Raw genomic sequence first — 25912 nt, 5'->3', positions numbered from 1 at the left:
ATACAAAGGTATATTTGTACTTACTTTTATACAAGTACTTACCCCAAAGTATGTAACTATGACCGCAATTAAAGAAAGTTCAACGCGTAATTTTAACAAGCAGTTTTCTGCTATTTCTTGTCCCGTTACTTACGTAATGAACAAGATTGGCGGGTACTGGAAGCCGATTATTTTGTATCACCTTTCCAACGGCCCGAAGCGTTACAGCGAATTAAAGCGGGCCATCCCCCAAATCACAGAAAAGATGCTAATCCAGCATTTGAAGCAGTTGCAGGAAGATAATCTGGTACTAAGAACTGCGGAACCTGTTGTTCCTCCGTTTGTTACCTATTCATTAACCCCTGCAGGAGCGAAGTTACAACCTGTGCTGAATGCAATGGCAGTATGGGGATTAGATGATATGGAACAGAGAAGGTGAAAAGAAAAAATAAAATCTACCACGGCCTTAATAGTCAACAGGTAGCATCTTCATATAATCCCCAATTTTTATATGGTCTTTTTTCCGGAAAGGGATATCAAGGTTTCTGACTTTTACTATACGTGATACCCTGAAATCGCGGTATTCATTGCGCAGGTGGCACCAGGCAATAAGGTGCCAGTTATAGGCATAAAATACAAGTCCGATAGCTTCAAGTTCCCTTTTACTGCTTTCACCGTTATTGTTCTGGTAATCGATTTCGATTATACAGCGGCCTGAAATGGCATTTTGAAGGGTGGACAGGTGGTCAAACTCATCGTTCAGCATTTCATGGTTCAGCTGAAACTTTATACTTTCATTCAGGAGTTCAAGTTTTTCCCTTTGAGCATGTTTTAAAACTGCCTTCACCTTGTTCAGTGCCGTAGTGTAATTGGCCAAAATAGACCTGTCTGCAAAACGCGATACCAGACGCTCCATGATGAGCAAGGCATTGGCCTCATCCTGGGAAAAAGAAACCGGTGGAAGAAAGTAACCTTGTACAATAAAATAGCCTTTGGGTTGTTCAAAGCTGATAGGAACGCCCTGCTCCAGGAGGGCCTTAATGTCGCGGTATACCGTTCGTACACTGATCTGGAACTGATCAGCAATTTGATCTGCTGTAATGTATTTCTTGGTTTGGAGTAATAAAAGTATGCCAAACAGCCGGTCAATTCGGTTCATCAGGTTTATGGATTGGTAAAAACAAAATTAACATTATTAGATGGAAAAATCTTTTATTTGCGTATGATATCATACATTTCGGCAACTTATGTACATCCCGTTGTTGGCCCGCCAATAAAGAACGGGGTACTTGCTGTTGGTCCTGATCGGACAATTGAGGCGGTATTTACTGCAGAGGAGGCTAAAGAAAGGAAGATTAAGAACATCAAATACCATGACGGTCTGTTGGTGCCAGGTTTTGTAAATACACATTGTCACCTTGAACTCTCTAATCTTTGTTACCAGATCAGGCGGCATACCGGTTTACCGGAATTTGCAAAATCGGTCATCAGGTCGCGTACTTCAGATGAGTATGAGATTGAAACTGCTATGCTGAAGGCTGATATAGAGATGTTTGAAAATGGCATAGCTGCCGTGGGTGATATTTCGAATCAGTTGATCTCCAGGAAATTTAAAAACAATACGCCCATTCATTACCATACCTTTTTGGAGATAATGGGATTCAACCCCGATAAAGCGAAAGAGGCGATAGCCAGGGCATTGAAATTTAAGGAAGAATTTGCCCCTTTACCAGTCTCAATAGTGCCGCATGCGCCATATTCTGTTTCAAAAGAGTTGTTTGCCGAGCTTCGTTTGCATCAAGAGGAGATGGCAGGGATGGTAAGTATTCATAACCAGGAATCGGCAGATGAAAATATCTTTTTTGAGCACAAAACAGGTGGCTTTTTAGGTCTTTTTGAGTTTTTAGGGCAAGATATCAGCTTTTTTGAAGCCCCTGGAACCAGTTCAATAAAAGCTTTTCTGCCCCTGATCTCGCCCGGACTAAGAACTTTGCTGGTACACAATACTTATACCACGGCAGAAGATGTAGCTTTTGCAGTCGCTACCCATCCTAATTTATACTGGTGCCTTTGTCCGCATGCCAATCTGTATATAGAAAATAAACTGCCAGATGTGAATATGCTGCGCGCTGCCGGTTTAAGGTTAACAATTGGGACGGATAGTTTGGCCAGTAATACCCGGCTGAGCATTCTATCAGAAATGAACCTGTTGCAGGAGCATTTTAATGTGCCAACTGAAGAATTATTAAAATGGGCGACAATTAACGGAGCCGAATTTTTAGGCTTAGCGTCAGAATTTGGTAGCTTTGAACCCGGAAAACGTCCCGGGGTTAATCTGGTTGATTTTACGGAAAAAGATGGTGCGGTAATTTTAGGCGATAAAGTAAAACGGCTGTTTTAATATTGAATATGACAAATAAGATCACTGAACTTTTTGATATTAAATATCCGGTTATACAGGCAGGGATGGTATGGTGCAGTGGCTGGCGTTTGGCATCGGCTGTGTCTAATGCTGGTGGTTTGGGTATTATAGGTGCCGGATCGATGTATCCTGATGTGCTTCGGGAACACATCCGCAAATGTAAGGTGGCTACCTCAGGGTCTTTTGCAGTAAACGTACCCTTGCTTTATCCCAACGTAGAGGAAATTATGCGGATCATAGTTGAAGAAGGGGTGCGTATCGTATTTACATCGGCAGGCAACCCGGCCAGCTGGACTTCTTTTTTAAAAGAGAAAGGGATTATAGTGGTACATGTGATTGCCAATACAAAGTTTGCACTGAAAGCGGAAGCCTGTGGCGTGGATGCCATAGTTGCCGAAGGTTTTGAAGCAGGCGGGCACAATGGAAGGGAAGAAACTACCACGATGTGCCTGATTCCTATGATCAGGGCGGCTGTTAAGCTTCCTTTGATTGCTGCTGGGGGTATTGGCAGTGGCAAGGCTATGCTGGCAGCGATGGCCTTAGGTGCAGATGGCGTTCAGGTCGGATCTGCTTTTGCTGTTGCAGAAGAATCTTCTGCACATCCTTATTTTAAGGACCGGATTATCCATGCTGCTGAGGGGGATACAAAACTGAGTTTAAAAAAACTGGTGCCGGTACGTTTGCTGAAAAATGAGTTTGCAGAGGCGGTTGCGGAAGCGGAGGCAGCGGGGGCCAGTGCCGAAATACTGGTGAGTATGCTGGGCAGGGCCCGTGCAAAATTGGGTATGTTTGAAGGGAATATGAAAGAGGGTGAACTGGAGATTGGCCAGGTATCGGCCATGCTGAAGAAGATAAAACCGGCAGCAGAAATACTGGGCCGTATATGGCAGGAGTTTTTGCTTGAAGTAGAGCGGATTAAAGAATTTGACGTATGAAGAAAATACATTTAAATATAAAAATTACTGGAAAAGTGCAGGGCGTAACTTTCAGGGAGACAACAAAATATGTGGCCGACCAATCGGGAATTAAAGGTTTTGTGCGGAATGAGCCTGATGGTTCGGTCTATATTGAGGCCGAAGGGGAACAATGGGAGCTGGATTCATTTTTGGAATGGTGCAATGACGGGCCAGACAGGGCAAAAGTGGAAAATTGTGCCGTTGAGATGGCCGAACCGAAACATTTTACTGATTTTGTAATCCTGAAAAAATAATGTCGGTATTAAAAAAGTTTTTGGGACAAACGGCCGTATATGGCATCAGTACAGTCTTTTCGCGGCTATTTAATTTTATTTTGACCCCTCTGTTTACCAGGGCCTATCCTTCGGCTACTTATGGCATCTTTACAAAGATGTATGCCTATGCATCAATGATCAATGCAGTATTGGCTTTCGGTATGGAAAGTACTTATTTCAGGTACTTGAACAAGCATGAAGACAAAAAACAAGAAGTGTACAATAACTCGTTTTTATGCATTGTTTTTATCTCGCTGCTATTCCTGATCACCGGTTTTGTTTTTGTAAATCCAATTGCCAGATATCTTTCTGCTGACCCGGCACAGCTTGCTGATTACAAAAAGTATGTGCAATATTTTATCGGTATTTTATTTGTTGATGCCATTTGCGTAATTCCCTTTGCTAAATTAAGGGCAGAAGACCGGGCCTTTAAGTACAGTGTGGTTAAGTTCCTGAATATCGGAAGCTTTGTAGGCTTTAACTTGTTGTTTATTTTTGTGGTACCAGCCATCATTAAACACGAATGGCCAATGGCCGACTGGCTGGTTTCGTGGTATCGGGAAAAATGGGTGGGTTATGTGTTCATTTCTAACTTAATTGCCAGTTTGGTTACCTTTCTGTTGTTGCTACCCGAGTTTTTTAAGCTGCAACTCAGGTTTGACAGAGCGCTTTTTGCGAAGATGTTCAGATATTCCTGGCCTATCCTGGTGGCCAACCTGTCCTTCATCGTGAACGAAAACCTTGACAAAATTGTTTTAAGTGAACTTTTACCAGAGCATATTGCTGATCATGAGGTAGGTATTTATGGTGCTGTCTGTAAAATCGCAGTTTTCATGAGCATATTTATTACAGCATTCAGATTAGGGGCAGAACCTTTCTTTTTTAGCTACGCAAAAAATGCAAACGCCAAAAATACTTATGCACTGATTTTGCATTATTTTGTAATTGCATTGGCGCTTTTATTTGTAGGATTGATTGCGAATATAGAGCTGCTCAAATATTTCATAAGCAGGGATAAGGCACATATAGCCGAATATTGGGTGGGCTTACCTGCGGTACCCTACCTGCTTTTTGGTTACGTATGCCTGGGTATTTATATGAACTTATCTATCTGGTACCGCTTATCGGATCAAACCAGGTTCGGTTTATACATTTCTGTCGTTGGCGCCGTTATAACTATAGTGATGAATTTTGTGCTGATTCCGAAATATAGCTATATGGGTTCTGCATGGGTGTCTATGCTGGCCTATTTTGTAATGATGGTGATTTCTTATGTACTTGGACAAAAACACTATCCCATACCTTATGACTTGAAAAGGATGATCACCTATCTGCTGGTTTCGGTACTGTTGGTAGTGCTTTCTTTTTGGGTATTTAACCGAAATATTTATATTGGTAATACCATGCTTCTGGTTTTTTTCGCCGGCATTATTTATTTTGAAAAGGATCAGTTGAAACTTATATTAAAAAAACGATGAACATAAATATCATTAACAATTCCGGGCACCCGCTGCCACAATATGAAACTGCCCATGCTGCAGGGATGGACTTACGTGCTTTTATAGAAACAGAAATTACGATAAAACCGTTGCAGCGGGTACTGGTGCCAACAGGTTTGTACATAGAACTGCCTGTAGGCTATGAGGCCCAGATCCGCCCGCGTAGCGGCCTGGCCTATAAACATGGCATCAGTATTGTGAACGCACCAGGGACGATAGATGCGGATTATCGCGGAGAGCTTAAAGTGTTGCTGGTGAATTTATCGGATACGGATTTTGTGGTGAACAATGGCGACAGGATTGCACAAATGGTAATTGCAAAGCATGAGACCGCTGTGTGGAATGTGGTTGAAGAACTAAGTGGAACGGAAAGGGGTGCCGGTGGTTACGGGCATACCGGTAAATAAACTGCATGAAAGGAAAAGTATTTTTATTGATTTTGCTGAGCTATATACCTGCAGTACGGGCGCAGCAGCCTGTGCAGGGATATGTAGATAGTAATCTCGTGAAAACGCTTTTTTTTGCCGGCCTGCGTGATAAGTTGAACGAGGATTATAGCAGGGCCAATGAAAGTTTTACCAAAATACTGGTGCTAGACCCTAACAATGCAGCCGTCCACTATGAAATTGCGGTAATGAACTACCGGCAGAATAAACTTTTTGAAGCTGAAATGGCCATAAAAAAAGCCCTTGTTGCTGATGGTAACAATGTGTGGTACTGGATGCTGATGGCTGAGTTGTATAAACGAAAGGGCGATATGGAAGCTCTGGTAGAGGTTCTGAACCAGATGATCAGGCTTGCACCGGATAAGGAGGCCTATTATTACGACCGGTCTAACGCCTGGCTACTGGCTGGGAATACAGACGCCGCTATGAAAGGTTATGATGAGCTGGAAAAAAAATTCGGCAATTCTGAAGCACTGAACCATGCCAGGCAACGGGTAACGATGGAAAAGGATGATACTGCAGGTGGACAAAATGAGGGCCATCAGGCAGCAGCCTCGCTGAGCCCGGAACAAACAATGCTGGTACTTGGCGAAAAATTGTACAGGCAGGGCGATCTGAAAGGGGCAATGGCCCAGTTTAAATCAATACTTAAAAATACCGATCAGATTTATATGGCCTGGGAACGTGCAATACATATTGAAGTGGTACTGGGTTTATATGCCGAGGCTTTAAAAACAGCAGATGAAGCTTTATCTTTATATCCTAGTCAGGCAGTTCTGTATTATTATAAGGCTGTAGCCCTGCAACATATAAGTAATTATGCGGAAGCCCTGACAAATATCGAAACTGCCTTGCAGCTGGATGAAGGAAATGCGCTTTATATGGAGCTTTATGGCGATGTTTTGTTTTTGAAAGGAGAGCCTGCCCAGGCATTGCTGCAATGGAAAAAGTCGAAAGCGGCAGGGAACAGTTCTGAAAAATTAAACAAAAAGATCAATGAACGGAAGTATTTGGAATAAATGGATTTGCGCAGTATTGATTTCGACAGGTTTACTGGCCTGTAAGGCTAAAAAAGCAATAGTTGCTGTACCAAAAACAGGCGGAACCGCTGTGGTAAACAACAGGAAATCTGAGAACCTGGCCATGCTGAAAAAAAACGATCTTTCTTTTAATACCCTCTCTTTAAAAGGGAAGGCGAGTCTTAGCATCAATGGGAACAGCAACAATGTGAACATGAACATTAAGATCAAAAAAGATGAAATGATCTGGGTAAGTGTAACTGCAATTGCAGGGATAGAGGTAGCCCGTGTTTTAATTACACCTGACAGCATTAAGGTGAGGAACAATTTTCAGGGGGTATACCTGAAAAAGCCTTTTGATTATGTGCATGCCTATACCAATAAGCAGGTGAGCTTTAAATTGCTGCAATCGGTACTTTCCGGAAATACCATTGATGATTTTATGGTAGCACAATCGGAACTGGGGGAGCAGAATGGAGTTTGGGAGCTAAAGGGGCAGCAGCAGGATCTGGCTTACAGGGTAGTGTTCAATACTTTATTGAAAGTTAGCGAGAACAATCTGAACGATATGAAATCGGGCAAAGCTTTAAAGGTTGTGTATGGGGATTACCAGAAAGTAATTGACGAACTTTTCCCTTCCAATATGCAGATCAGTTCGTTGGCAGGGATAAAACAGGTAGACATTCAGCTCGATTTTTCAAAGATTGAACGCAATGTTCCACTTGATTTTCCGTTTAGTGTTCCTAAGAAGTATGAAGTAATAAACTGATTTTTTTTATACTTTTGACCCGATGAAGTTAAACAAATCCCTTTTACTTTTATTATTTATATTCTCCGTATCCCTTGTGCGTGCACAAAGCAGTTCGGAACTCAAAAGAAAAAAAGAAGCCATACAAAGAGAAATTGAACTTTTGCAGCGAAACCTGAACAAAACGGCCAATAACAAGAAACTTACCTTAGGTCAGATCAATGCCTTGAATACCAAAATCAAGCTGATGCAGGATAAGATCACGGTGATCAACTCTGAGATCAAGAACCTGGATAACCAGATCCACGAAAATACCAATACTGTAATTACTTTAAAAGGTCAACTGAACCAGCTGAAGAAAGAATATGCAGCGATGATAAGGTTTGCACAGCGGAACAAGAATGCTTATGATAAAATGATGTTTATTTTTGCTGCCAAAGATTTTAACCAGGCTTACAAAAGGATCAAATATTTACAGCAATTTGGTCAATACCGTAAAAAACAGGCAGGTTATATACAGGGCACGCAAAAAGACCTGAATTATAAGATTGTGGTGCTGGATAAGAACCTGAAGGAGAAAAGCAGTTTATTGCATGAGCAGGAGAACGAGAAGGACAAACTGGGTAAGAATAAATCACAACAGTCGGCCGTACTGAGCAAGTACAGCAAGCAGGAAAAGCAATACCGGCAGGATATAGCTACGCGAAAAAAACAGCAGGCGCAGCTTGACAGGAGTATCCGTGCTGCAATTGCACGCGAGATCGCTTTGGAGCGTAAACGTGCTGAAGAAGCGGCGAGGGCTGCTGCTGCAAAAGCTGCCGCCGCCGCCGCGGCAAAAGCAAGGGCCGAGAACAGACCTGTACCGGCAGCGCCTGTTGCCAAACCTAAAGAAAGCAGCGGGGGGTATATGGCGGCAACACCAGAGGCGGCACGTTTATCAGCAGCTTTTGAAAGTAACCGCGGTTCACTGCCCTGGCCGGTGGCTGCGGGATCGATCACGGAAAGCTTTGGAAAGCATAAGGAGGGACAGGCCAGTTATGACAATGCCGGGGTAACCATCCAGACTGCAGAAGGGGCCGGTGTACGTGCTGTATTTAATGGGAAGGTGACCAAAGTAGGGAACGCACTTGGCCGGTATTATATATTGATCAAACACGGGCAATTTTTTACAGTTTACCAGAATTTAAGGTCGGTAAGCGTAAGCGCAGGCGATGATGTGACCACCAAACAGAACATTGGCACTGTGGCTTCTTCGGGTGATGTGCCGGAGTTGCAATTTCAGATTTACAGGGGAACTGCGGCACAAAATCCCGCTGCCTGGATAGCAAAATAATTATTTCCTTTTACTTATAGCTTTTTAAAAGGTATCAGAGAGATCGTAATATTGTTATTGGCAACAATATTTGCTAAGTTTGTGTTATTGTAAGTTAAAACAGAGTTGAGATGTATACAGGCACGTTAGTGGAATTCTTAAATATGGGCGGAGGAGAGATAATGCTGATCCTTGCTGTGGTACTTTTGTTGTTTGGAGGTAAAAAATTACCTGAACTGGCAAGAGGGCTTGGAAAAGGTTTGAGGGATTTTAAGGATGCTTCGGAAGGCGTAAAGCGTGAAATCCACAGAAACATAAATTCCGTAGGTATAACAGATGAGATCAATGACATTAAATCGGCCATTAATGATGACGACAGCAACAGGCCTCATCCTTACGATTATACACCCAATGAAAATACGTATGTAGCCCAGGATGAGCCTCATAAGGAAGGGATAAATTTAGAAAAGAAAGAAGATACGGCTGAGCATGTTGAACATGTTGATGAAGCTGGTAAAGATAAAATAGACACAGATAAAAAAAACTTTAACTAAAATATCATGTTTGACACAACAATATTAGCTTTTGGATTGGGCGGCGGAGAGATTGCTGTTATCGTAGTAATAGTATTATTACTTTTTGGCGGTAAAAAAATTCCTGAACTGATGCGTGGGCTTGGAAAAGGAATTAAAGAATTTAAAGACGGGAAAGATGGTAATGATGAGGAAACGGTAGAACAGAATCCTACTAAAAAACCTTTGTAGGTTACCAATCCGATTTTTTAATTTTATAATGTATTCTTGATTTTGAAGAAGTATAACTCCTTAAAAGAGATACAAAGCCTTATTGAGCAAAAAGAGCTTAGTTTACCTGACTTATTGGACTATTATTTTAAGCAGATAGAAAAACATCAACACCTCAATGCCTTTAATGAGGTGTTTTTTTATTCTGCAACAAACCAGGCTAAACTGGTACAGGAAAAGATAGCACAGGGAACAGCGGGTAAACTGGCAGGTATGGTGATTGGTATAAAAGACAATATCTGTTATAAAGACCATCAGGTTAGTGCCTCTTCTAAAATGCTGGAAGGTTTTGTTTCCCCTTATTCTGCCACAGTTGTTGAACGTCTGATTGCTGAGGATGCTGTGATCATTGGCAGACTGAACTGCGATGAGTTTGCGATGGGCGGCTCTAATGAAACTTCGTATTATGGGCCGGTTAAAAATGCGGCCGACAGTGAAAAAGTCGCCGGAGGTTCATCAGGAGGTTCGGCTGTTGCTGTACAGGCCGATCTTTGCCTTTCTGCTTTAGGAACAGACACCGGAGGTTCGGTAAGACAGCCTGCTGCATTTTGTGGTTGTATAGGTTTAAAGCCTACTTATGGGCGGATTTCAAGATATGGCGTAATTGCTTATGCTTCATCCTTTGATCAGGTAGGTACCATTACTTCTTCAGTTGGTGATGCTTCAGTTTTACTGGAAGTTTTAGCTGGTGCAGATGATTATGACAGCACGGTAGCCAAATTGCCGGTGCCTGATTATCAGGCCGGCCTGCTTGCAGACAGTGCTGCTTTCGGGAAAGGTACGTTTAAAAAGAAAAAAATTGCTGTTTTGAAGGAGACTTTGGAAAGTGAAGCGCTGGATACGGATATCAAAAATGCAATATTAAATGCCATCGGCGAATTAAAGGAACAGGGACATACGATTGAGTTTGTTTCTTTTGATCTGCTCGATTACCTGGTGCCAGCTTATTATGTGCTGACTACAGCCGAGGCTTCCTCGAACCTGTCACGCTACGATGGGGTACATTACGGGCATCGCAACATGGAAGCAACTAGCCTGAATGAACTTTATAAATTATCGCGGGCTGAAGGTTTTGGTGAGGAAGTGAAACGCCGGATTTTATTGGGGACATTTGTTTTAAGTGCAGGATATTACGATGCTTATTACCAGAAAGCACAGCAGGTGAGGAGGCTGATCAGAGAGAAAATGGAAGAACTGCTAACCCGGTTTGACGTGATAATAAGCCCAGTAGCACCAACACCCGCCTTTAAAATAGGAGAAAATATTGACGATCCTTTGGTGATGTACATGGCTGATATATTTACAGTACTGGCCTCGTTAACAGGTATTCCTGCAATTGCTGTCCCTTTGGGCAATAATTATTCAGGTTTACCGTTAAGTGTTCAGTTGATGGCCAGACATTTTGGAGAGCAGGACCTGTTGTCTTTAGCTCATAACTTTTTAAATGCCAGGCAACTGACCAATTAAACCAATGAACCAAAAACCATCATAAGCTTGTAGTACGGGAAAAGAGGCCTGTGGCAGACTTAATAAATATTGTGCCTATGAGACTAATAGTACGCTTTGTATCTTATTGTATTTTGGCTTTCACCTGCTTTACGGCAGCTGCACAGCAACGTATGCTGCAGATTACAGATACAACCTATGTGCCTGTTGTTGAAGAAGCAACAACTTTTTATAACCACAATTACATGTATAAGGCCAGGTTGGATTCTATTCAGAAAATAGTTCCGCTAAGCTACAATGAATATGTACAGAAGTACATTGATATTTATGCAGGCCGTAAAGATATGATGGGCAAAATGCTTGGGCTTTCGGGCTATTATTTCCCAATCTTTGAAAAGGCTTTAAAAAGCTATAACATTCCGGAAGAGATCAAATACCTGCCAATCATTGAATCCTCGATGAACCCACACGCAGTTTCGAGGGTTGGGGCAACCGGCTTATGGCAGTTTATGTTTGCTACAGCTAAGGGGTATGGACTGAATATGGATAACTTTGTGGATGAACGTAAAGACCCTATACAGGCCAGCTATGCAGCTGCGGCATATTTCAGAGATGCTTATGAAGAACTGGGCGACTGGTTGCTGGCAATTGCAGCCTACAACTGCGGAATGGGAAATGTAAACCGTGCAATTGCAAAGGCAGATTCCAGGGATTTCTGGGAGATCAGACGCTTTTTGCCTATGGAGACAAGAAATTATGTGCCGGCCTTTATTGCGGCTGTGTATGTGATGAACTATTCAGGAAAACATGAAATTAAGGCGCAACGTACGGTTTTTCTTAAAAATACAGACACCATCCAGGTGAACCGTTTTGTTTCTCTCCCTTCATTGGCAGAGGCCCTGAATATAGAAGTAGAAGAGTTGTGGAGTCTGAATCCCTCTTATAAGAAGAAGATTGTAAACGGTTCTGAGCTTTCGCCAAAACGGGTGATTTTACCGAAGGTGAGCCTGGCCAGTTTTACCAGGGTATACGAATTGCTGAACGAGACAGAAGCCGATGTGGATAAACACATTATACTGGCGTCAAATGACAACCAGTTGAAGCGGAAGTCTAAAGCTGAACGTAAATCTCCGATTGTGTACCACAAAGTAGCCCCTGGTCAGAGCCTGATCGGTATCGCCAATAAATATCATGTAGAGGTACAGGACCTGAAGGTCTGGAACAATCTAAAAGGATCAACAATTGTTCCGGGGCAACGTCTGAAAATTTATAGCAACACTGAAGGAAGGCATACAGCAGCCCCGCTAAGAGGTTAAATTTAATGTGTTCTTTTTTATTTATGGCTTGTTAAAAGAATTGTAACTTTGGCCCCTTACACGATAAGCATTTTATGAGTAAGATTAATAGAAAGCAGGATGCATTGGATTACCACTCGCAAGGACGGCCGGGTAAAATCCAGGTTATACCCACTAAACCAACCAATTCCCAAAGGGACCTGGCGCTTGCTTATTCACCTGGCGTAGCAGAACCCTGCTTGAAAATAGCCGAAAATACAGAAGATGTTTATAAATATACAGCAAAGGGCAACCTTGTAGCCGTAATCAGTAATGGTACCGCTGTTTTGGGCCTGGGCAATATTGGTCCCGAAGCTGGTAAACCGGTGATGGAAGGTAAGGGCCTTCTTTTTAAGATATTTGCCGATATTGATGTTTTTGATCTGGAACTTGATACCACGAATGTTGATGATTTTGTAAAAATAGTAAAAGCACTGGAGCCTACATTTGGGGGAGTGAACCTGGAAGATATCAAAGCTCCTGAATGCTTTGAAATTGAGCGGCGTTTGAAAGCTGAAATGAATATTCCGGTGATGCACGATGATCAGCACGGTACGGCTATCATTTCTGCAGCAGCTTTGTTAAATGCCTGTGAACTGCAGAAAAAGAAGATGGATAAGATCAGGATCGTTGTAAATGGTGCTGGTGCCGCTGCTATTTCCTGTTCACGTTTATATGTTTCCTTGGGGGCTAAAAAAGAAAATATTGTGATGTGCGACAGGTCGGGTGTGATCAGGGATAACCGGGAAAACCTGGACGAGATCAAAGCTGAGTTTGCAACTTCCAGAAAACTGGATACACTGGCAGAAGCGATGAAAGATTCCGATGTTTTTATCGGTTTATCGTCGGCCGACTGCGTTACAGAAGATATGCTGAAATCGATGGCTAAAAACCCTATTGTGTTTGCCATGGCGAACCCCAATCCGGAGATAGCTTATGAACTGGCCATTAAATCCCGTAAAGATATCATCATGGCTACAGGCCGTTCTGATTACCCCAACCAGGTGAACAATGTACTGGGCTTCCCCTATATTTTCAGGGGAGCACTGGATGTGAGGGCAACTGCAATCAATGAAGAGATGAAAATTGCTGCAGTAAAGGCCATTGCGTCGCTGGCAAAAAAATCTGTTCCAGAGGCTGTAAACATGGCCTATAATGAGAAAAACATAAAATTTGGTAAGGAATACATTATTCCAAAGCCGATGGACTTGAGGTTAATGACTAACGTTTCTGCAGCGGTGGCCAGGGCAGCAATTGAATCGGGGGTTGCCCGGAAAACCATTACCGACTGGGACGCTTACGAGGAAGAACTGAAGCACCGGTTGGGCATGGACGATGCCATCATGCGTGCAATCACGAATAAGGCCAAATCCGATCCTAAGCGTGTGGTATTTGCAGAGGCAGATCATTATAAGATACTAAAAGCTGCCCAGATTGTTAAGGATGAAAACATTGCCATCCCGATTTTACTGGGCAATAAAGAGGTAATCGAAAGGATTATTGAAGAAAGTGCACTGGAGCTGGAAGGCGTAACAATCATAGATACTTTTAAGGAGCCTGAACTGATGCAAAAATATGGCCAGGCCCTGTATGAAAAAAGACAACGGAGGGGGCTTACCTTGTTTGACGCCACCAAGCTGATGCGTGACAGGAATTATTTTGGTGCATCTATGGTAGAGTTTGGTGAGGCGGATGCCATGATATCGGGACTGACAAGAAATTATGTTTCGACCATTAAACCTGCCCTGCATGTAATTGGCACTGCACCCGGTGTAAACCGTGTTGCAGGAATGTACATGATGATGACCAAGAAAGGCCCTGTATTTTTTGGGGATACTACAGTGAATGTAGATCCAACCGCTGAAGAATTGGTAGACCTGACCTTGCTTTTGGAACGTTCTGTGAGTAAATTTAACATCCATCCGCGTATTGCGTTGCTGTCTTATTCCAATTTTGGTTCTAATGAGGGTGTGGTGCCTGAAAAAGTTAGAAAGGCTGTAAAAATACTGCATGATCAGCATCCGCACATTATGGTAGATGGCGAAATGCAGGGAAATTTTGCCATTAATAATGCCCTGTTAAAAGATAATTTTCCTTTCAGCAGATTGATAGACGGGCCGGCAAATACGTTGATCTTCCCTAATCTGGAATCGGGCAATATTGCTTATAAGCTTTTGCAGGAACTGGGTGAGGCTGAGGCTATTGGGCCTATTTTATTGGGCTTGAACAAGCCTGTTCATATTGTTCAACTTGGAAGTTCGGTTAGGGAGATTGTAAATATGGTTACCTTAGCTGTTCTGGATGTTCAGGGAAAAGAACAAGAGGTAAATCTTAAAAAAGGCGGATTGTTAAAAAGAATAGCTAAGAAATAATTATGTTTGAGTATATTGATGGTAAGCTGGCTTTTAAGTGTCCTACTTATATTGTTGTAGAAGCTGGTGGCGTAGGCTATCATCTTAATATATCTTTAAATACTTATAGCAGCCTGGCTAATACCGAACGTTGTAAGGTGTATACCTGGCTGCATGTAAAAGAAGATGCACATACCCTTTATGGCTTTGCCGATGAGGGAGAACGCAGACTTTTTTTACACCTGATCTCGGTATCGGGAATAGGCCCCAATACAGGGAGAATGATGCTCTCGTCTATTACGCCGGTTGAAATTCAGACGGCGATAGTGAATGCAGACCTGGCACTTATCCAGCGGATTAAAGGGATAGGCGCAAAATCTGCACAGAGGTTGGTACTGGAATTACAGGACAAGCTGAAGAAAGAAGGATCGGGGTCGTTAATTGCTGCCCCTTTAAACAATACAGTAAGAGAAGAGGCACTTTCGGCATTGATGATGCTTGGATTTGCCAAACCTGCTTCTGAAAAGGCAATAGACAATGCGGTGAAAAATGGTGGGCAAGATCTGTCTGTTGAACAAATGATAAAAATAGCATTGAAGAATTTATAAAATTTGCCCTTGAAAACCTTATTAACGCTATTTCTCTTCCTGACAATTACTTTTAGCGGACAACAGGCTTTTTCGCAGGTTGTGCCACAAAAGGGGAAGCAGGATACTTTAAAAAACTCTTTCGGGCTGAAAGAGAAGCAAAGGCTTGGTATCAGGTCTTTGTCGGGCCCTTTTTATCCCTTACCCGAAAATATGCACCGTAAGGTGGAATATGATGCGCTTAATAAGAGGTATATTATCCAGGAACTGATTGGCGACAAGCCTTTTGGCCAGGTGCAGTATATGACTGTAGATGAATACATGCGCCTGGTGAACAGTGAAATTAAACGCGAAAACTGGCGGGTATTGTCTGACCAGGAGGTGAACGATGTAAGAAGAACGGGCATTATACCCAGTCTGAAAGTTAACAGCAAGGCTTTTGAACGGATATTTGGGGGCACAACTATAGATATACAGCCCCGTGGGGAAGCTGAGCTTACCTTTTTGGGAAGGATCAATAAAAATGAGAATCCTTTGTTTAACGAGCGCCAGCGTGTACAGGGAAATTTTGATTTTAACCAGCGCATACAGATGGATGTGATTGGTAATATTGGTACCAAGCTGAAGATCAACATGAACTACAATACTGAAGCCCAGTTTGATTTTGAAAATCAGGTTAAGCTGGACTATACCGGTGCTGAAGATGATATCATACAAAAAATTGAGGCGGGTAATGTAAGCTTGCCCTTAAATACAACGCTAATTAATGGTACTCAGGCCTTATTTGGTATAAAGACACAGCTGAAGTTTGGAAAACTGAATGTAGCAACTGTATTTACACAGCAAAAATCGCAGTCGCGGGAAATTCAGATCAACAATGGTGCGCAACAAAATGAGTACCGGTTAAGTGCAGATAATTATGAGGCCAATAAACATTATTTTCTGGCCAGATATTTCAGGGAGAATTACAATAAAGTATTGTCGAATCCCCCGACCATCACTTCCGGGGTACTGATTACCAAGGTAGAGGTCTGGATTACCAATAAAGCAGGAAACACACAGGATTCAAGGGATGTGCTCGGTTTTATAGACCTTGGAGAAAATCAGACTTTTAATCCGGGGATTACCGGGGGTGCTTCAGTACTGCCATCTGGTTTTACCAATCCTTTGTTTCCAAGAAATTCCAATGATCTTTTAACCAGGATTCCGGCCAATTCACGATTTACAAATTCTAACGAGATCATTTCATTTTTTGCAGGTAGTGGTGGTACGGATAATTACGCCAAGCTGACCTATGCGCGGAAACTGTCCGACAGGGAATATACTTTTCATCCCCAGCTGGGTTATATCTCACTGAACAATGCGCTGAACAGCGATGAGGTGTTAACCGTTGCTTACAGGTACACTTACAATGGAGTGGAATACCAGGTTGGAGAATTTTCTACCGATGTTCCTTTTGACCCTTCCACCCCTAAAGTTTTGTATACCAAATTGCTGAAAAATGATGTGATCAAAACCAATTTGCCCACCTGGGACCTGATGATGAAAAACATTTATTCCATTGGAGGCTATCAGATCAGTCAGCAGAACTTTAAACTGGATGTTTTCCGTATTGACGAAAAGACCGGTGTAGAGAAGCCGCTGATACAGGAAGGACAGAAGCTGGATGCAGACCGCCGGCCTTTGAACGGCAAGCAATGGATCCAGGTGACGGGGCTTGACCGGCTGAACCAGCAGAAAGAACGTAAACCTGATGGGGTATTCGATTTTGAAACCGAAAACAAACCTTTTGGAACCAGTAGTACAAATACACAGAATTCATCCTATAACAACGGAAATTCGGGCAGTACAACAAACAACCAGGTAAATTTTTCGACCAACACCATTAACGGCTATATCACCATTGATCCCTTGAACGGAAGGGTCATATTTCCGCTGATTGAACCTTTTGGAAAAGACCTTGCAGATCAGTTTTTACCAACAGAACAGGCACTGATTGATAAATATACCTTTACTGCATTATACGATTCGACTAAGGTAGTTGCCCAGCAGCTGTTCAGTAACCAGAACCGGTACATCATTAAAGGTGCCTACCAGTCAGAAATCGCTTCAGAGTTTAGCTTAAATGCCATCAATGTACCTGAAGGTTCTGTAAAAGTATTTGCAGGGACAATTCCCTTACAGGAAGGAGTTGATTTTACAGTTGATTACCAGGGAGGCAGGGTGAGGATCATTAATCCGGCTTTACTGAGTTCTGGTCAGCCAATAAGGATTTCGACTGAAAATAATGAATTGTTTGGTTTGCAGCAACGTTCTTTATTTGGAACAAGGCTCGACTATAAAGTGAATAACAAGCTGAACCTTGGAGGTACGTTGATGAACCTTACAGAGAAGCCGCTTACTGCCAAAGTAAATATTGGTGAGGAGCCGATCTCCAATACGATGTGGGGACTTGACCTGAACTACAGTTCTCCATCCCGGTTTTTGACCAAACTGGTGGATAAGCTGCCTTTATTATCGACTAAAGTGCCTTCCAATATCGCCTTTTCCGGTGAGTTTGCACAACTGATTCCCGGCCATCCAAGTGCCCTGAACTTCGGCGGCAATAAAGGTGGGGTGAGTTACCTGGATGATTTTGAAGCTTCTCGTTCAGTGATAGATCTGAAAAGTGCGATTGCCTGGCAACTGTCGGGAACGCCGCAGTTTTTCCCGGAAGCGAGCAGGATAGATGATTTGAGTTATGGCTTTAACAGGGCAAGAATTGCTTTTTATAACATCGACCCGATTTTTTATAACAGGAATACAGGTACTATTCCGGATAACCTGAGAAATAACCGGAATGAGTTGTCTAATCATTATGTGCGTGAGATTATAGAGCAGGAGGTTTTTCCTTTTAAAGAGACAGCTACCGGGCAGGCCATTACTTTGCCTACATTGGATGTTGCATTTTATCCTATGGTTCGGGGCCCTTACAATTATACTACAACTGGCTTTAATCCGAATGGTACACTGACCAATCCAAGATCGCGCTGGGGTGGTTTGTTCAGGAAAATTGAAACCAGTGACTTTCAGGCATTGAACATCGAGTATATCGAGCTTTGGGTAATGGACCCGAATATTTATAAACCAAACTCGACAGGAGGTGACCTGTATTTTAACCTGGGGAACATATCGGAAGATATTTTAAAAGACGGGCGTAAATCGTTGGAAAATGGTTTGCCCGCAAATGGTGACCCGGAAAAATATGATGAGACCAACTGGGGCAGGGTACCTAAACTGCAACCGGTAGTGCAGGCATTTGACAATGATCCTGCAGCCAGGAAAGCACAGGATGTGGGTTTGGATGGTCTGTCTAACGCGGATGAGAAAACCAAATTTGCTGCACTGATTAACCAGATCAAAGGACAGCTGAACCCTGATGCAGCAGCTGAATTTGACAACGACCCCTCATCGGACGATTATGTTTATTTTAGGGGCAGGGCGCTTGATCAGGTCAATGCAGGGATATTGAAACGTTACCAGCGCTACAATGGACCTGAGGGAAATTCTAAAACCGCACAGCAATCACAGGAAGACTTTGGGGTAGACAATTCAGCTTCAACTTCTTTGCCAGACGGAGAAGATATCAACAGGGACAACAACATGACCCAGAGCGATGAATATTTCCAGTATAAGGTTTCTATGCGCCCGGGTGATTTAATGGTTGGGCAGAATTTTGTTACAGATAAAATCACCTCACAGGTGAAGCTGGCAAATGGGCAAACGCAGCCGGTTACCTGGTATCAGATCCGGATTCCCCTTGCTCAGTATCAGCAAAAAGTGGGCAGTATCCAGGATTTTAAATCCATCCGCTTTATCAGGATGTTCATGACCAATTTTGCCGATACTACAGTACTGAGGTTTGGAAAAATCCAGCTGGTAAGAGGAGAGTGGAGGCAGTACAATGCAAACAACGAAGTTTCACAGGTTATTCTGGATCCTGCACTGCAAAATTTAGGCCCCGACAATTCAACTATTGAAATATCAACGGTAAACATAGAAGAAAATGGTAAGCGTACCCCTATTCCTTACGTAGTACCACCTGGTATTGAAAGAGAACGTGATTTCAGCAATTACCGGGGAGATACAAGACAAAATGAGCAATCGCTTGCAGTAACCATAAAAAATTTACGTGATGGTTATGGAAGGGCTACATTTAAAACTGCATTGAACGATTTCAGGTCGTACAAACACCTGGAAATGTACATTCACCTGGAAGCTCTGGGGAACGCGCCGATCAATGACAATGACCTGAGCGCTTTTTTAAGGATAGGTACGGATAACCAGGACAACTACTACGAATATTCACAGCCTTTGAAAGTGACGCGTCCGGGTACAAGTGACCCTTATGCGATATGGCCTGATCAGAATAAGCTGGATATTGAACTGGAGTTGTTCCAGAAGGCGAAAATTGCCCGTAACAGTGCCTTAGATGTAGATGGTCTGCCATGGAACATCAGTAAGCCATTTACTTATATGGTTGATGGTAAAAAGATTGTTGTAAAAGGGCAACCTGATATGAGCAAGGTGAGGGTATATATGCTTGGTGTATTGAACCCTTACAGGAATGGGGCAAGCCCAGGTGATGATGGTTTGGACAAAAGTGCCCAGGTATGGTTCAATGAGATGCGTTTAACAGAATTTGACGAACGGGGCGGATGGGCAGCAACGGCAAGGATGAGTGCCAAACTGGCTGATTTTGCTGATGTGAATGTATCAGGTAGTAAATCGACCATAGGTTTTGGTTCCCTGGAAAAAAGAGTAAGCGAACGGAACAGGGCAGATAATGTGTTTTTCGATATTTCATCAAGTATGGAACTGGGTAAGTTTTTCCCTCAGAAAACAGGGATCAAAATCCCGATGTTTGTGAGTTATTCGAGTCAGGTAAGCACGCCGCAATATGACCCGAAAATGCCTGATATTGAATTGAAAAATGCGCTGGACAAAGCTTCGAAATCTGAAAAGAAAGCAATTTTGGAGTATGCCCAGGATTATACGACCCGGAACAGTATCAATTTTACAAATGTGAGGAAGGAAAGGACAAATCCGGACAAAAAATCGCAGGTGTGGGATATAGAGAACTTTAACGCAAGTTATGCTTACACAAAATTTGCACACCGTGATTTTATCAACGAGAATAATGTGCAGAAAACTTACCGGGCATCGCTGGCTTATAGTTATTCTGGGCAGGCGAAAAATGTGGAACCTTTTGCCAAGATCATCAAATCTAATACCCTGGCCCTGTTAAAAGATTTTAACTTTAATCCATTACCCAATGCGATCAACTTCAGGATCGATGTAGACCGCTATTATTCGGAAAACAGTTTGCGGAACAATGATCCTAATAATTCCATTCCTATTAACACTACGTTTAACAAAAACTTTTTGATCACGAGGGTTTATGGCATTTCATGGAATTTAACACGTTCATTAACACTGGATTTTGATGCAACCAATTATTCTATTATAGATGAGCCTGAGGGCCGGATTGAAGGATTAAAAAGAGATACCATCTGGCAAAATTTAAAGCGCCTGGGCAGGACTACGGATTATAACCATAATTTAAACGTGACTTATTCATTACCGCTGAATAAGATTCCGGGAATGGACTGGGTAACAGTGGCTACAAGATATGGTACCAACTTTAACTGGCAGACCGAGCCTTTATCTACATTAAGGGATCCGCTGATCGACCTGGGTAATACCATTCAGAATTCAAGAACAATACAGGTTAACCCTACCTTAAATCTTGCAGGGTTATACAATAAATTTGGTTTTGTGAGGCGCGCAAATGGTGCGGGTGATAAGCCCTCGTCCGGGGCCTCATTCTTTGTTGGTTTGTTAACCAGTGTAAAAAATGTAAATGCAGCCTTTACACAAACGAAAGGTATCTTTTTACCCGGATACTTGCCCCGTGTAAGTTATTTTGGCCTGGATGAAGCAACAGGAGCCCCTGGTTTGGGTTTTGTTTTTGGTAGTCAGCGTGACATCCGGGAAATGGCCCTGAACAATGGCTGGATAACAAGAGATACCTTACAATCACAGCTTTACATCAATACCTTAAGGGAAGACTTAAGTTTAACCGGGCTGATAGAGCCGATTAAAGACCTGAGTATTACCTTGACAGCCAATAAAAACAGAACGCTCAACTACTCTACAAACTTTCGGTATGACCAGTCGGCACGCGATTTTGAGAACCTGAGTCCTTTTACTACCGGTGATTACAGTGTTTCCTTTATTTCGCTTAGGACTGCATTTTCGGAGAAGCAGGGCAGTACGGTCTCAAAATTATTTGCTGAATTTATGGGCAACAGACAGGTCATTTCACAACGTTTGGGGGCACAGAATGTAAACTCTTCGGGCAATATGCCAACAGGTTATGCAGATGGATATGATAAAAATTCGCAGGATGTTCTTGTTTCGGCCTTTTTGGCTGCTTATACCGGAAAGAGTGCCTCTTCTATCGGCCTGAACTCCCTGCCTAAAATTCCCTTACCAAACTGGCGCCTGAACTATAGGGGGTTGACCAGAATTGCTTTTCTGGCCGACAGGTTCAGTTCTATTGATCTGAGGCATGCTTACCGCTCGGTATATAGCGTGAACGGTTTTAATTCATTGATCCGTTATAAAGAAAGCAACGGTTTTGTAAGCAGCAGGGACGAGAACAGCAACTTTTTGCCTTATTACCAATATGCCCAGGTTACCATTGCAGAACAGTTTTCTCCGTTGATTGGGGTGGATACCCGCTTAAAGAACAACATGACCGCCAATTTTGAGCTGGGAAGAACACGCTTACTGGGACTGAGCCTAGCCAACAGCCAGCTTGCCCAGTTGTCAGAAAATAACATGGTTTTTGGTCTGGGATACCGCACAACTAAGTTTAGGTTTCCATTCGGTCTGTTTAAGGGTTTAAAAACTGATAACAACATGGATTTTAAACTGGATGTGGCAATAAGGGACAATAAAACGGTAATTTACAGGGCTGATGTTACTGAAGCAGAGGTCTCATCAGGTGCTAAAAACATTACTTTAAGACCAAGTGTGGATTATATTTTGAACCAGCGCTTTAATGTAAGGCTGTTTTATGACTCAAATGTTACTAAGCCATACACCTCACAAACCTTTAATACTTCGTTTAGTAATTTTGGCTTTAGTTTAAGGATTACGCTGAATTAGGGTTGTTTTAAATGATGAGATTTAATTACCTTTGAAGCGGACCGGCATGGGATTGCCAGATACCACATAAAACATAGCAACTAACAAATAAAATAAAAAAATGAATTTTCCATCAGAATTAAAGTACACTAAAGACCACGAATGGGTTAAGATTGAAGGTAATGAAGCTTTTATTGGAATTACAGATTTTGCACAGCGTGAATTGGGTGATATTGTATATATTGACATCAATACCGTAGGTGATGAGGTAGCTAAAGATGATGTATTTGGTACTGTTGAGGCAGTTAAAACGGTTTCTGACCTGTTTATGCCCCTAACCGGAACGATATTGGAAGTAAATGCTGCCCTGAATGATAATCCTGAACTGGTAAATACGGATCCCTATGGTCAGGGCTGGATGGTAAAAGTAACAGTTTCCGATGCTGCGCAAGCAGAGGGACTATTGACTGCTGATGCTTACAAAGCCCTTGTAGGCGCTTAGTAAATGAATATTTTTGGACAATTAAAATATCAGGTCTGGGCGGTAGTATGGACCGTCATCATCGTAGTCCTTTGTACAATGAGGATGCCCTCGGGCAATGGCCACGGCTTTTTCTTCGAAGGGTTTGATAAGTTTGTCCACATGGGCTTTTTTTTCGTGCTCACGATTCTGTTGTTTTATGGCAAGATCAGGCACCAGCACAATTACAGTTTTAGCTCTTTAACTATTTTTAAGATTATTGTGATTACAGCCCTGCTGGGTGCCGGCATAGAATTGTTACAGTTGAAGTTTTTTAGTTATCGCTCCGCAGAGTGGTGGGATTTTGGCTGTGATATGATCGGTGTGTTTATGGGTGTGTTTAGTTATATACTCTTACATAAATCTAATTATAATGAAAAAACAGGCAATTAAACTGGTTTTAGTACTACTGGTATGCCTAATGGGCAGCTGTGGGATTTTTAAACCTGGTTGCCAATGTCCTAAAGTTAGCTATAATAGTTATCCCAGACATTAAAGCATTTCATCATTTCTGATTTTTAGGGCAATAAAATGACCAAATAAAGACCATAAAGGAAAGCCTTTCCCTACGGTCTTTATTTGGAATTATTATAAATTAAGTCTAAATTGCGCCCTAATAAGCAATGAGCAAACAGGAGTTGGTAACAGGACAGGAGACTCATTGAAAATTTATACAAATCTTAATATAGATGAAACTTTCGCAGCTTAATCCAGGAGAACAGGGAACTATTGTAGCATTTACAGACTTGGAGATGTCTGTGAAATTAATGGAAATGGGTTGTTTACCTGGAGAGCTTGTAGAAGTTGAACGTTTTGCACCACTTGGTTGTCCTATTGCCATTCGTGTGGCAGGTTATCAGCTTTGTTTACGTAAAAGTGAGGCTGCAGTTATCATTATTCAATAAAATCAATCGGCGTTGGATATTAAAGTTGCATTAGTTGGTAATCCCAATACAGGAAAATCCACTCTTTTTAATCGTTTAACGGGATTAAACCAAAAAATCGGAAACTTCCCCGGAGTTACTGTCGATAAAAAAATAGGCTATGCTAAGTTAGCAGACGGCAGGCAGATACAGATTACAGATTTACCAGGTACATATAGCCTATACCCTAAAAGCGCTGATGAGCGTATTGTTTTTCAAGTGCTTGCCGATGCCAAAAACAGCAGTTATCCGGATGTGATTGTACTCCTTGTTGATGCCACTAATTTAAAGCGGAATATGCTGTTGTATTCACAGGTAGCCGATTTGGGAATCCCAATAGTACTGGCCCTGAATATGATTGACCTGAATGAAAAGCAAGGTATTGAAATTGATGCCGATAAGCTGGCTGCTAAGCTTGGCGTTCAGGTGGTGCCCATCTCTGCCAGGAACAATATCGGAATCAATGCTTTGAAGCAGGCAATAGCACATACAAATATGGCCACCCAGGTGAGCGATTTTGAAGTAAGTTTTTTAGCGCCGGATGCCATACGGGCCATTAAGCATAAAATTGGTGCAACTCGTGATTATTACGCACTACAGGTATTGCACCAGCATGAATACCTGGCTTTTTTTAATGCTGCGGAACAGGAAGAAATTGAAAGCATAGAGCAGTCCAATGGTTTCGAATCTTCGAAGATACAGGCAGCAGAAACCATTGCGCGCTATAAACACCTCAGCAACGTTCTGGCTGATGTGGTTATTGACAGAGGAAAAAATAAATATTCGTTCAGCGATAAGCTGGATGCTGTATTGACTCATAAGTTATGGGGTTTTGTAATATTTATGCTCCTCCTTTTTGTGATTTTCAATGCCATATTTGCCTGGGCAACATTTCCGATGGAATGGATTGAAAATGGTTTTGGATGGTTGGCCGGATTTGGACACGAACACTTGCCTGAAGGTATGCTTACAGATTTGCTATTGGATGGGGTAGTTGCAGGATTGGGCGGAATCTTTGTCTTTATCCCTCAGATAGCGATACTTTTTGCCTTTATCTCTATTTTGGAAGATACCGGATATATGGCCAGGGTTACCTTCATGATGGATAAGATCATGAGCAAGGTGGGGCTTAATGGAAAATCTGTAGTACCAATGATAGGCGGACTGGCTTGCGCAGTGCCTTCCATTATGGCGGCAAGGAATATAGAAAACTGGAAGGATAGAATGATTACGATTATGGTTACCCCATTGATCAGCTGTTCTGCGCGTTTACCTGTTTACATCCTGCTCATTTCTCTTGTGATCCCTTCAGAGACAGTTTTCGGGATCATCAATCTGCAGGGACTCGCATTGATGGTGATGTACCTGATCAGTTTTGTTGCCGCTATTTTAGTAGCATGGGTGATGAAGGTGATCATTAAATCTAAAGAGCGATCCTATTTCATTATGGAGCTGCCGATATACCGGATGCCAAGGTGGAAAAATGTGATTTATACCATGTACGAAAAATCAAAGACTTTTGTTTTCGAAGCAGGGAAGGTTATTATTGCAATTTCAATCATTCTCTGGGTAATGGCTTCTTTCGGACCGGGAAACAGATTCGAAAAGATCGATCAAAAGTATGCTTCAGCTTTAGCAGATCCTGCGGCAAATACCAGCCATATAAAAACTTTAATTGCTACAGAAAAGCTTGAGAACTCCTATGTTGGTTTACTTGGGCATGCAGTAGAACCGGTAATACGTCCGTTAGGTTATGACTGGAAGATTGGAATTGCATTAATTACTTCTTTCGCTGCACGTGAAGCTTTTGTCGGCACCATGGCTACCATTTATAGTGTTGATGGAGGAGATGAGGACAGTGAGACCATACGGGAAAGAATGGCCGGTTCGATAAACAGTAAAACCGGTATGCCGGTTTATACTTTTGCTACCGGAATTTCACTGATGTTGTTTTATGCATTTGCGATGCAATGTATGAGTACAGTTGCTATTGTTTATCGCGAAACTAAAGGCTGGAAATGGCCGATGATACAGTTGGGATATATGACTGCTATGGCTTATGTGGCTGCCCTTATTGCTTATCAACTTTTGAAGTAAT

General features: G+C 42.3%; 21 protein-coding genes. 20 read left to right on the top strand and 1 reads right to left on the bottom strand.

Translation table 11 applies throughout. The features are described 5' to 3' along the window. Positions 1 to 58 precede the first annotated feature (58 nt). Positions 59 to 418, top strand: coding sequence for a winged helix-turn-helix transcriptional regulator (locus PHEP_RS19190; RefSeq protein WP_015809647.1), 360 nt, complete (start codon positions 59 to 61; stop codon positions 416 to 418). Between the two features lie 27 nt (positions 419 to 445). On the opposite strand, the gene PHEP_RS19185 is transcribed toward PHEP_RS19190, so the two are convergent. Further along, complete coding sequence (locus tag PHEP_RS19185) at positions 446 to 1138, bottom strand: helix-turn-helix transcriptional regulator (RefSeq protein WP_015809646.1); 693 nt, start codon at positions 1136 to 1138, stop codon at positions 446 to 448. 63 nt (positions 1139 to 1201) lie between these two features. Between PHEP_RS19185 and PHEP_RS19180 the strand changes: the two genes are divergently transcribed. The 19 genes from PHEP_RS19180 to feoB all read left to right on the top strand — a co-directional run bounded on the left by PHEP_RS19180 (position 1202) and on the right by feoB (position 25911). Further along, complete coding sequence (locus PHEP_RS19180; RefSeq protein ID WP_015809645.1) at positions 1202 to 2380, top strand: amidohydrolase family protein; 1179 nt, start codon at positions 1202 to 1204, stop codon at positions 2378 to 2380. Between the two features lie 8 nt (positions 2381 to 2388). Next, positions 2389 to 3336, top strand: a complete 948-nt coding sequence (locus PHEP_RS19175) for an NAD(P)H-dependent flavin oxidoreductase (protein WP_015809644.1) — start codon at positions 2389 to 2391, stop codon at positions 3334 to 3336. Beyond that, the gene (locus PHEP_RS19170) at positions 3333 to 3611 is read left to right on the top strand and encodes an acylphosphatase (RefSeq protein ID WP_015809643.1); all 279 of its coding nucleotides are present in this window, start codon (positions 3333 to 3335) and stop codon (positions 3609 to 3611) included. Before PHEP_RS19175 ends, PHEP_RS19170 begins: the two co-directional genes overlap by 4 nt. Further along, positions 3611 to 5110 carry a lipopolysaccharide biosynthesis protein gene (locus PHEP_RS19165; protein ID WP_015809642.1) on the top strand — a complete coding sequence of 500 codons (1500 nt, stop codon included), beginning with the start codon at positions 3611 to 3613 and terminating at the stop codon, positions 5108 to 5110. The genes PHEP_RS19170 and PHEP_RS19165 overlap by 1 nt, the downstream gene beginning before the upstream one ends. Next, entirely contained in the window at positions 5107 to 5538 is a 432-nt protein-coding gene (dut, locus tag PHEP_RS19160; protein WP_015809641.1) for a dUTP diphosphatase, read from the top strand. The genes PHEP_RS19165 and dut overlap by 4 nt, the downstream gene beginning before the upstream one ends. Positions 5539 to 5543: 5 nt before the next feature. Beyond that, entirely contained in the window at positions 5544 to 6596 is a 1053-nt protein-coding gene (locus PHEP_RS19155) for a tetratricopeptide repeat protein (protein ID WP_015809640.1), read from the top strand. Further along, positions 6574 to 7365 carry a lipoprotein insertase outer membrane protein LolB1 gene (gene lolB1, locus PHEP_RS19150; protein WP_015809639.1) on the top strand — a complete coding sequence of 264 codons (792 nt, stop codon included), beginning with the start codon at positions 6574 to 6576 and terminating at the stop codon, positions 7363 to 7365. The genes PHEP_RS19155 and lolB1 overlap by 23 nt, the downstream gene beginning before the upstream one ends. Before the next feature lie 22 nt (positions 7366 to 7387). Then, on the top strand, positions 7388 to 8677 hold the full coding sequence (locus PHEP_RS19145; protein ID WP_015809638.1) for a murein hydrolase activator EnvC family protein: 1290 nt from the start codon (positions 7388 to 7390) through the stop codon (positions 8675 to 8677). 110 nt (positions 8678 to 8787) lie between these two features. After that, a complete protein-coding gene (locus PHEP_RS22380; protein ID WP_015809637.1) occupies positions 8788 to 9210 on the top strand; it encodes a Sec-independent protein translocase subunit TatA/TatB in 423 nt (140 codons plus the stop codon). A gap of 6 nt (positions 9211 to 9216) precedes the next feature. Continuing rightward, entirely contained in the window at positions 9217 to 9420 is a 204-nt protein-coding gene (locus PHEP_RS19135; RefSeq protein ID WP_015809636.1) for a Sec-independent protein translocase subunit TatA/TatB, read from the top strand. A gap of 42 nt (positions 9421 to 9462) precedes the next feature. Further along, complete coding sequence (gatA, locus tag PHEP_RS19130) at positions 9463 to 10926, top strand: Asp-tRNA(Asn)/Glu-tRNA(Gln) amidotransferase subunit GatA (protein ID WP_036675266.1); 1464 nt, start codon at positions 9463 to 9465, stop codon at positions 10924 to 10926. 77 nt (positions 10927 to 11003) lie between these two features. Beyond that, positions 11004 to 12221 carry a lytic transglycosylase domain-containing protein gene (locus PHEP_RS19125; protein WP_015809634.1) on the top strand — a complete coding sequence of 406 codons (1218 nt, stop codon included), beginning with the start codon at positions 11004 to 11006 and terminating at the stop codon, positions 12219 to 12221. Positions 12222 to 12295: 74 nt separating this feature from the next. Next, positions 12296 to 14611 carry an NADP-dependent malic enzyme gene (locus tag PHEP_RS19120; RefSeq protein ID WP_015809633.1) on the top strand — a complete coding sequence of 772 codons (2316 nt, stop codon included), beginning with the start codon at positions 12296 to 12298 and terminating at the stop codon, positions 14609 to 14611. Between the two features lie 2 nt (positions 14612 to 14613). Then, entirely contained in the window at positions 14614 to 15198 is a 585-nt protein-coding gene (gene ruvA / locus PHEP_RS19115) for a Holliday junction branch migration protein RuvA (protein WP_015809632.1), read from the top strand. A gap of 3 nt (positions 15199 to 15201) precedes the next feature. Next, entirely contained in the window at positions 15202 to 22392 is a 7191-nt protein-coding gene (gene sov, locus PHEP_RS19110; RefSeq protein WP_015809631.1) for a T9SS outer membrane translocon Sov/SprA, read from the top strand. Between the two features lie 100 nt (positions 22393 to 22492). Then, complete coding sequence (gene gcvH, locus PHEP_RS19105; protein WP_015809630.1) at positions 22493 to 22873, top strand: glycine cleavage system protein GcvH; 381 nt, start codon at positions 22493 to 22495, stop codon at positions 22871 to 22873. A gap of 3 nt (positions 22874 to 22876) precedes the next feature. Beyond that, the gene (locus PHEP_RS19100; protein ID WP_015809629.1) at positions 22877 to 23284 is read left to right on the top strand and encodes a VanZ family protein; all 408 of its coding nucleotides are present in this window, start codon (positions 22877 to 22879) and stop codon (positions 23282 to 23284) included. A 296-nt stretch (positions 23285 to 23580) separates the two neighbouring features. Further along, positions 23581 to 23796, top strand: a complete 216-nt coding sequence (locus PHEP_RS19095) for a FeoA family protein (protein ID WP_015809628.1) — start codon at positions 23581 to 23583, stop codon at positions 23794 to 23796. A 12-nt stretch (positions 23797 to 23808) separates the two neighbouring features. Next, a complete protein-coding gene (feoB, locus tag PHEP_RS19090; protein WP_015809627.1) occupies positions 23809 to 25911 on the top strand; it encodes a ferrous iron transport protein B in 2103 nt (700 codons plus the stop codon). Position 25912: the final 1 nt, after the last annotated feature.

Origin of the sequence: Pedobacter heparinus DSM 2366 (assembly GCF_000023825.1) — a bacterium.
GTDB classification, from domain to species: Bacteria; Bacteroidota; Bacteroidia; order Sphingobacteriales; family Sphingobacteriaceae; genus Pedobacter; species Pedobacter heparinus.
The sequence above is the reverse complement of the archived record's forward strand: the minus strand, read 5'-3'. Positions and strand labels throughout refer to the sequence as shown.

Excerpts from the sequence above, each read along its gene's own strand:
- PHEP_RS19190 (WP_015809647.1), top strand. The coding sequence starts at position 59 with ATGACCGCAATTAAAGAAAGTTCAACGCGTAATTTTAACAAGCAGTTT.
- PHEP_RS19185 (WP_015809646.1), bottom strand. The coding sequence starts at position 1,138 with ATGAACCGAATTGACCGGCTGTTTGGCATACTTTTATTACTCCAAACC.
- PHEP_RS19180 (WP_015809645.1), top strand. The coding sequence starts at position 1,202 with ATGATATCATACATTTCGGCAACTTATGTACATCCCGTTGTTGGCCCG.
- PHEP_RS19175 (WP_015809644.1), top strand. The coding sequence starts at position 2,389 with ATGACAAATAAGATCACTGAACTTTTTGATATTAAATATCCGGTTATA.
- PHEP_RS19170 (WP_015809643.1), top strand. The coding sequence starts at position 3,333 with ATGAAGAAAATACATTTAAATATAAAAATTACTGGAAAAGTGCAGGGC.
- PHEP_RS19165 (WP_015809642.1), top strand. The coding sequence starts at position 3,611 with ATGTCGGTATTAAAAAAGTTTTTGGGACAAACGGCCGTATATGGCATC.
- dut (WP_015809641.1), top strand. The coding sequence starts at position 5,107 with ATGAACATAAATATCATTAACAATTCCGGGCACCCGCTGCCACAATAT.
- PHEP_RS19155 (WP_015809640.1), top strand. The coding sequence starts at position 5,544 with ATGAAAGGAAAAGTATTTTTATTGATTTTGCTGAGCTATATACCTGCA.
- lolB1 (WP_015809639.1), top strand. The coding sequence starts at position 6,574 with ATGAACGGAAGTATTTGGAATAAATGGATTTGCGCAGTATTGATTTCG.
- PHEP_RS19145 (WP_015809638.1), top strand. The coding sequence starts at position 7,388 with ATGAAGTTAAACAAATCCCTTTTACTTTTATTATTTATATTCTCCGTA.
- PHEP_RS22380 (WP_015809637.1), top strand. The coding sequence starts at position 8,788 with ATGTATACAGGCACGTTAGTGGAATTCTTAAATATGGGCGGAGGAGAG.
- PHEP_RS19135 (WP_015809636.1), top strand. The coding sequence starts at position 9,217 with ATGTTTGACACAACAATATTAGCTTTTGGATTGGGCGGCGGAGAGATT.
- PHEP_RS19125 (WP_015809634.1), top strand. The coding sequence starts at position 11,004 with ATGAGACTAATAGTACGCTTTGTATCTTATTGTATTTTGGCTTTCACC.
- PHEP_RS19120 (WP_015809633.1), top strand. The coding sequence starts at position 12,296 with ATGAGTAAGATTAATAGAAAGCAGGATGCATTGGATTACCACTCGCAA.
- ruvA (WP_015809632.1), top strand. The coding sequence starts at position 14,614 with ATGTTTGAGTATATTGATGGTAAGCTGGCTTTTAAGTGTCCTACTTAT.
- gcvH (WP_015809630.1), top strand. The coding sequence starts at position 22,493 with ATGAATTTTCCATCAGAATTAAAGTACACTAAAGACCACGAATGGGTT.
- PHEP_RS19100 (WP_015809629.1), top strand. The coding sequence starts at position 22,877 with ATGAATATTTTTGGACAATTAAAATATCAGGTCTGGGCGGTAGTATGG.
- PHEP_RS19095 (WP_015809628.1), top strand. The coding sequence starts at position 23,581 with ATGAAACTTTCGCAGCTTAATCCAGGAGAACAGGGAACTATTGTAGCA.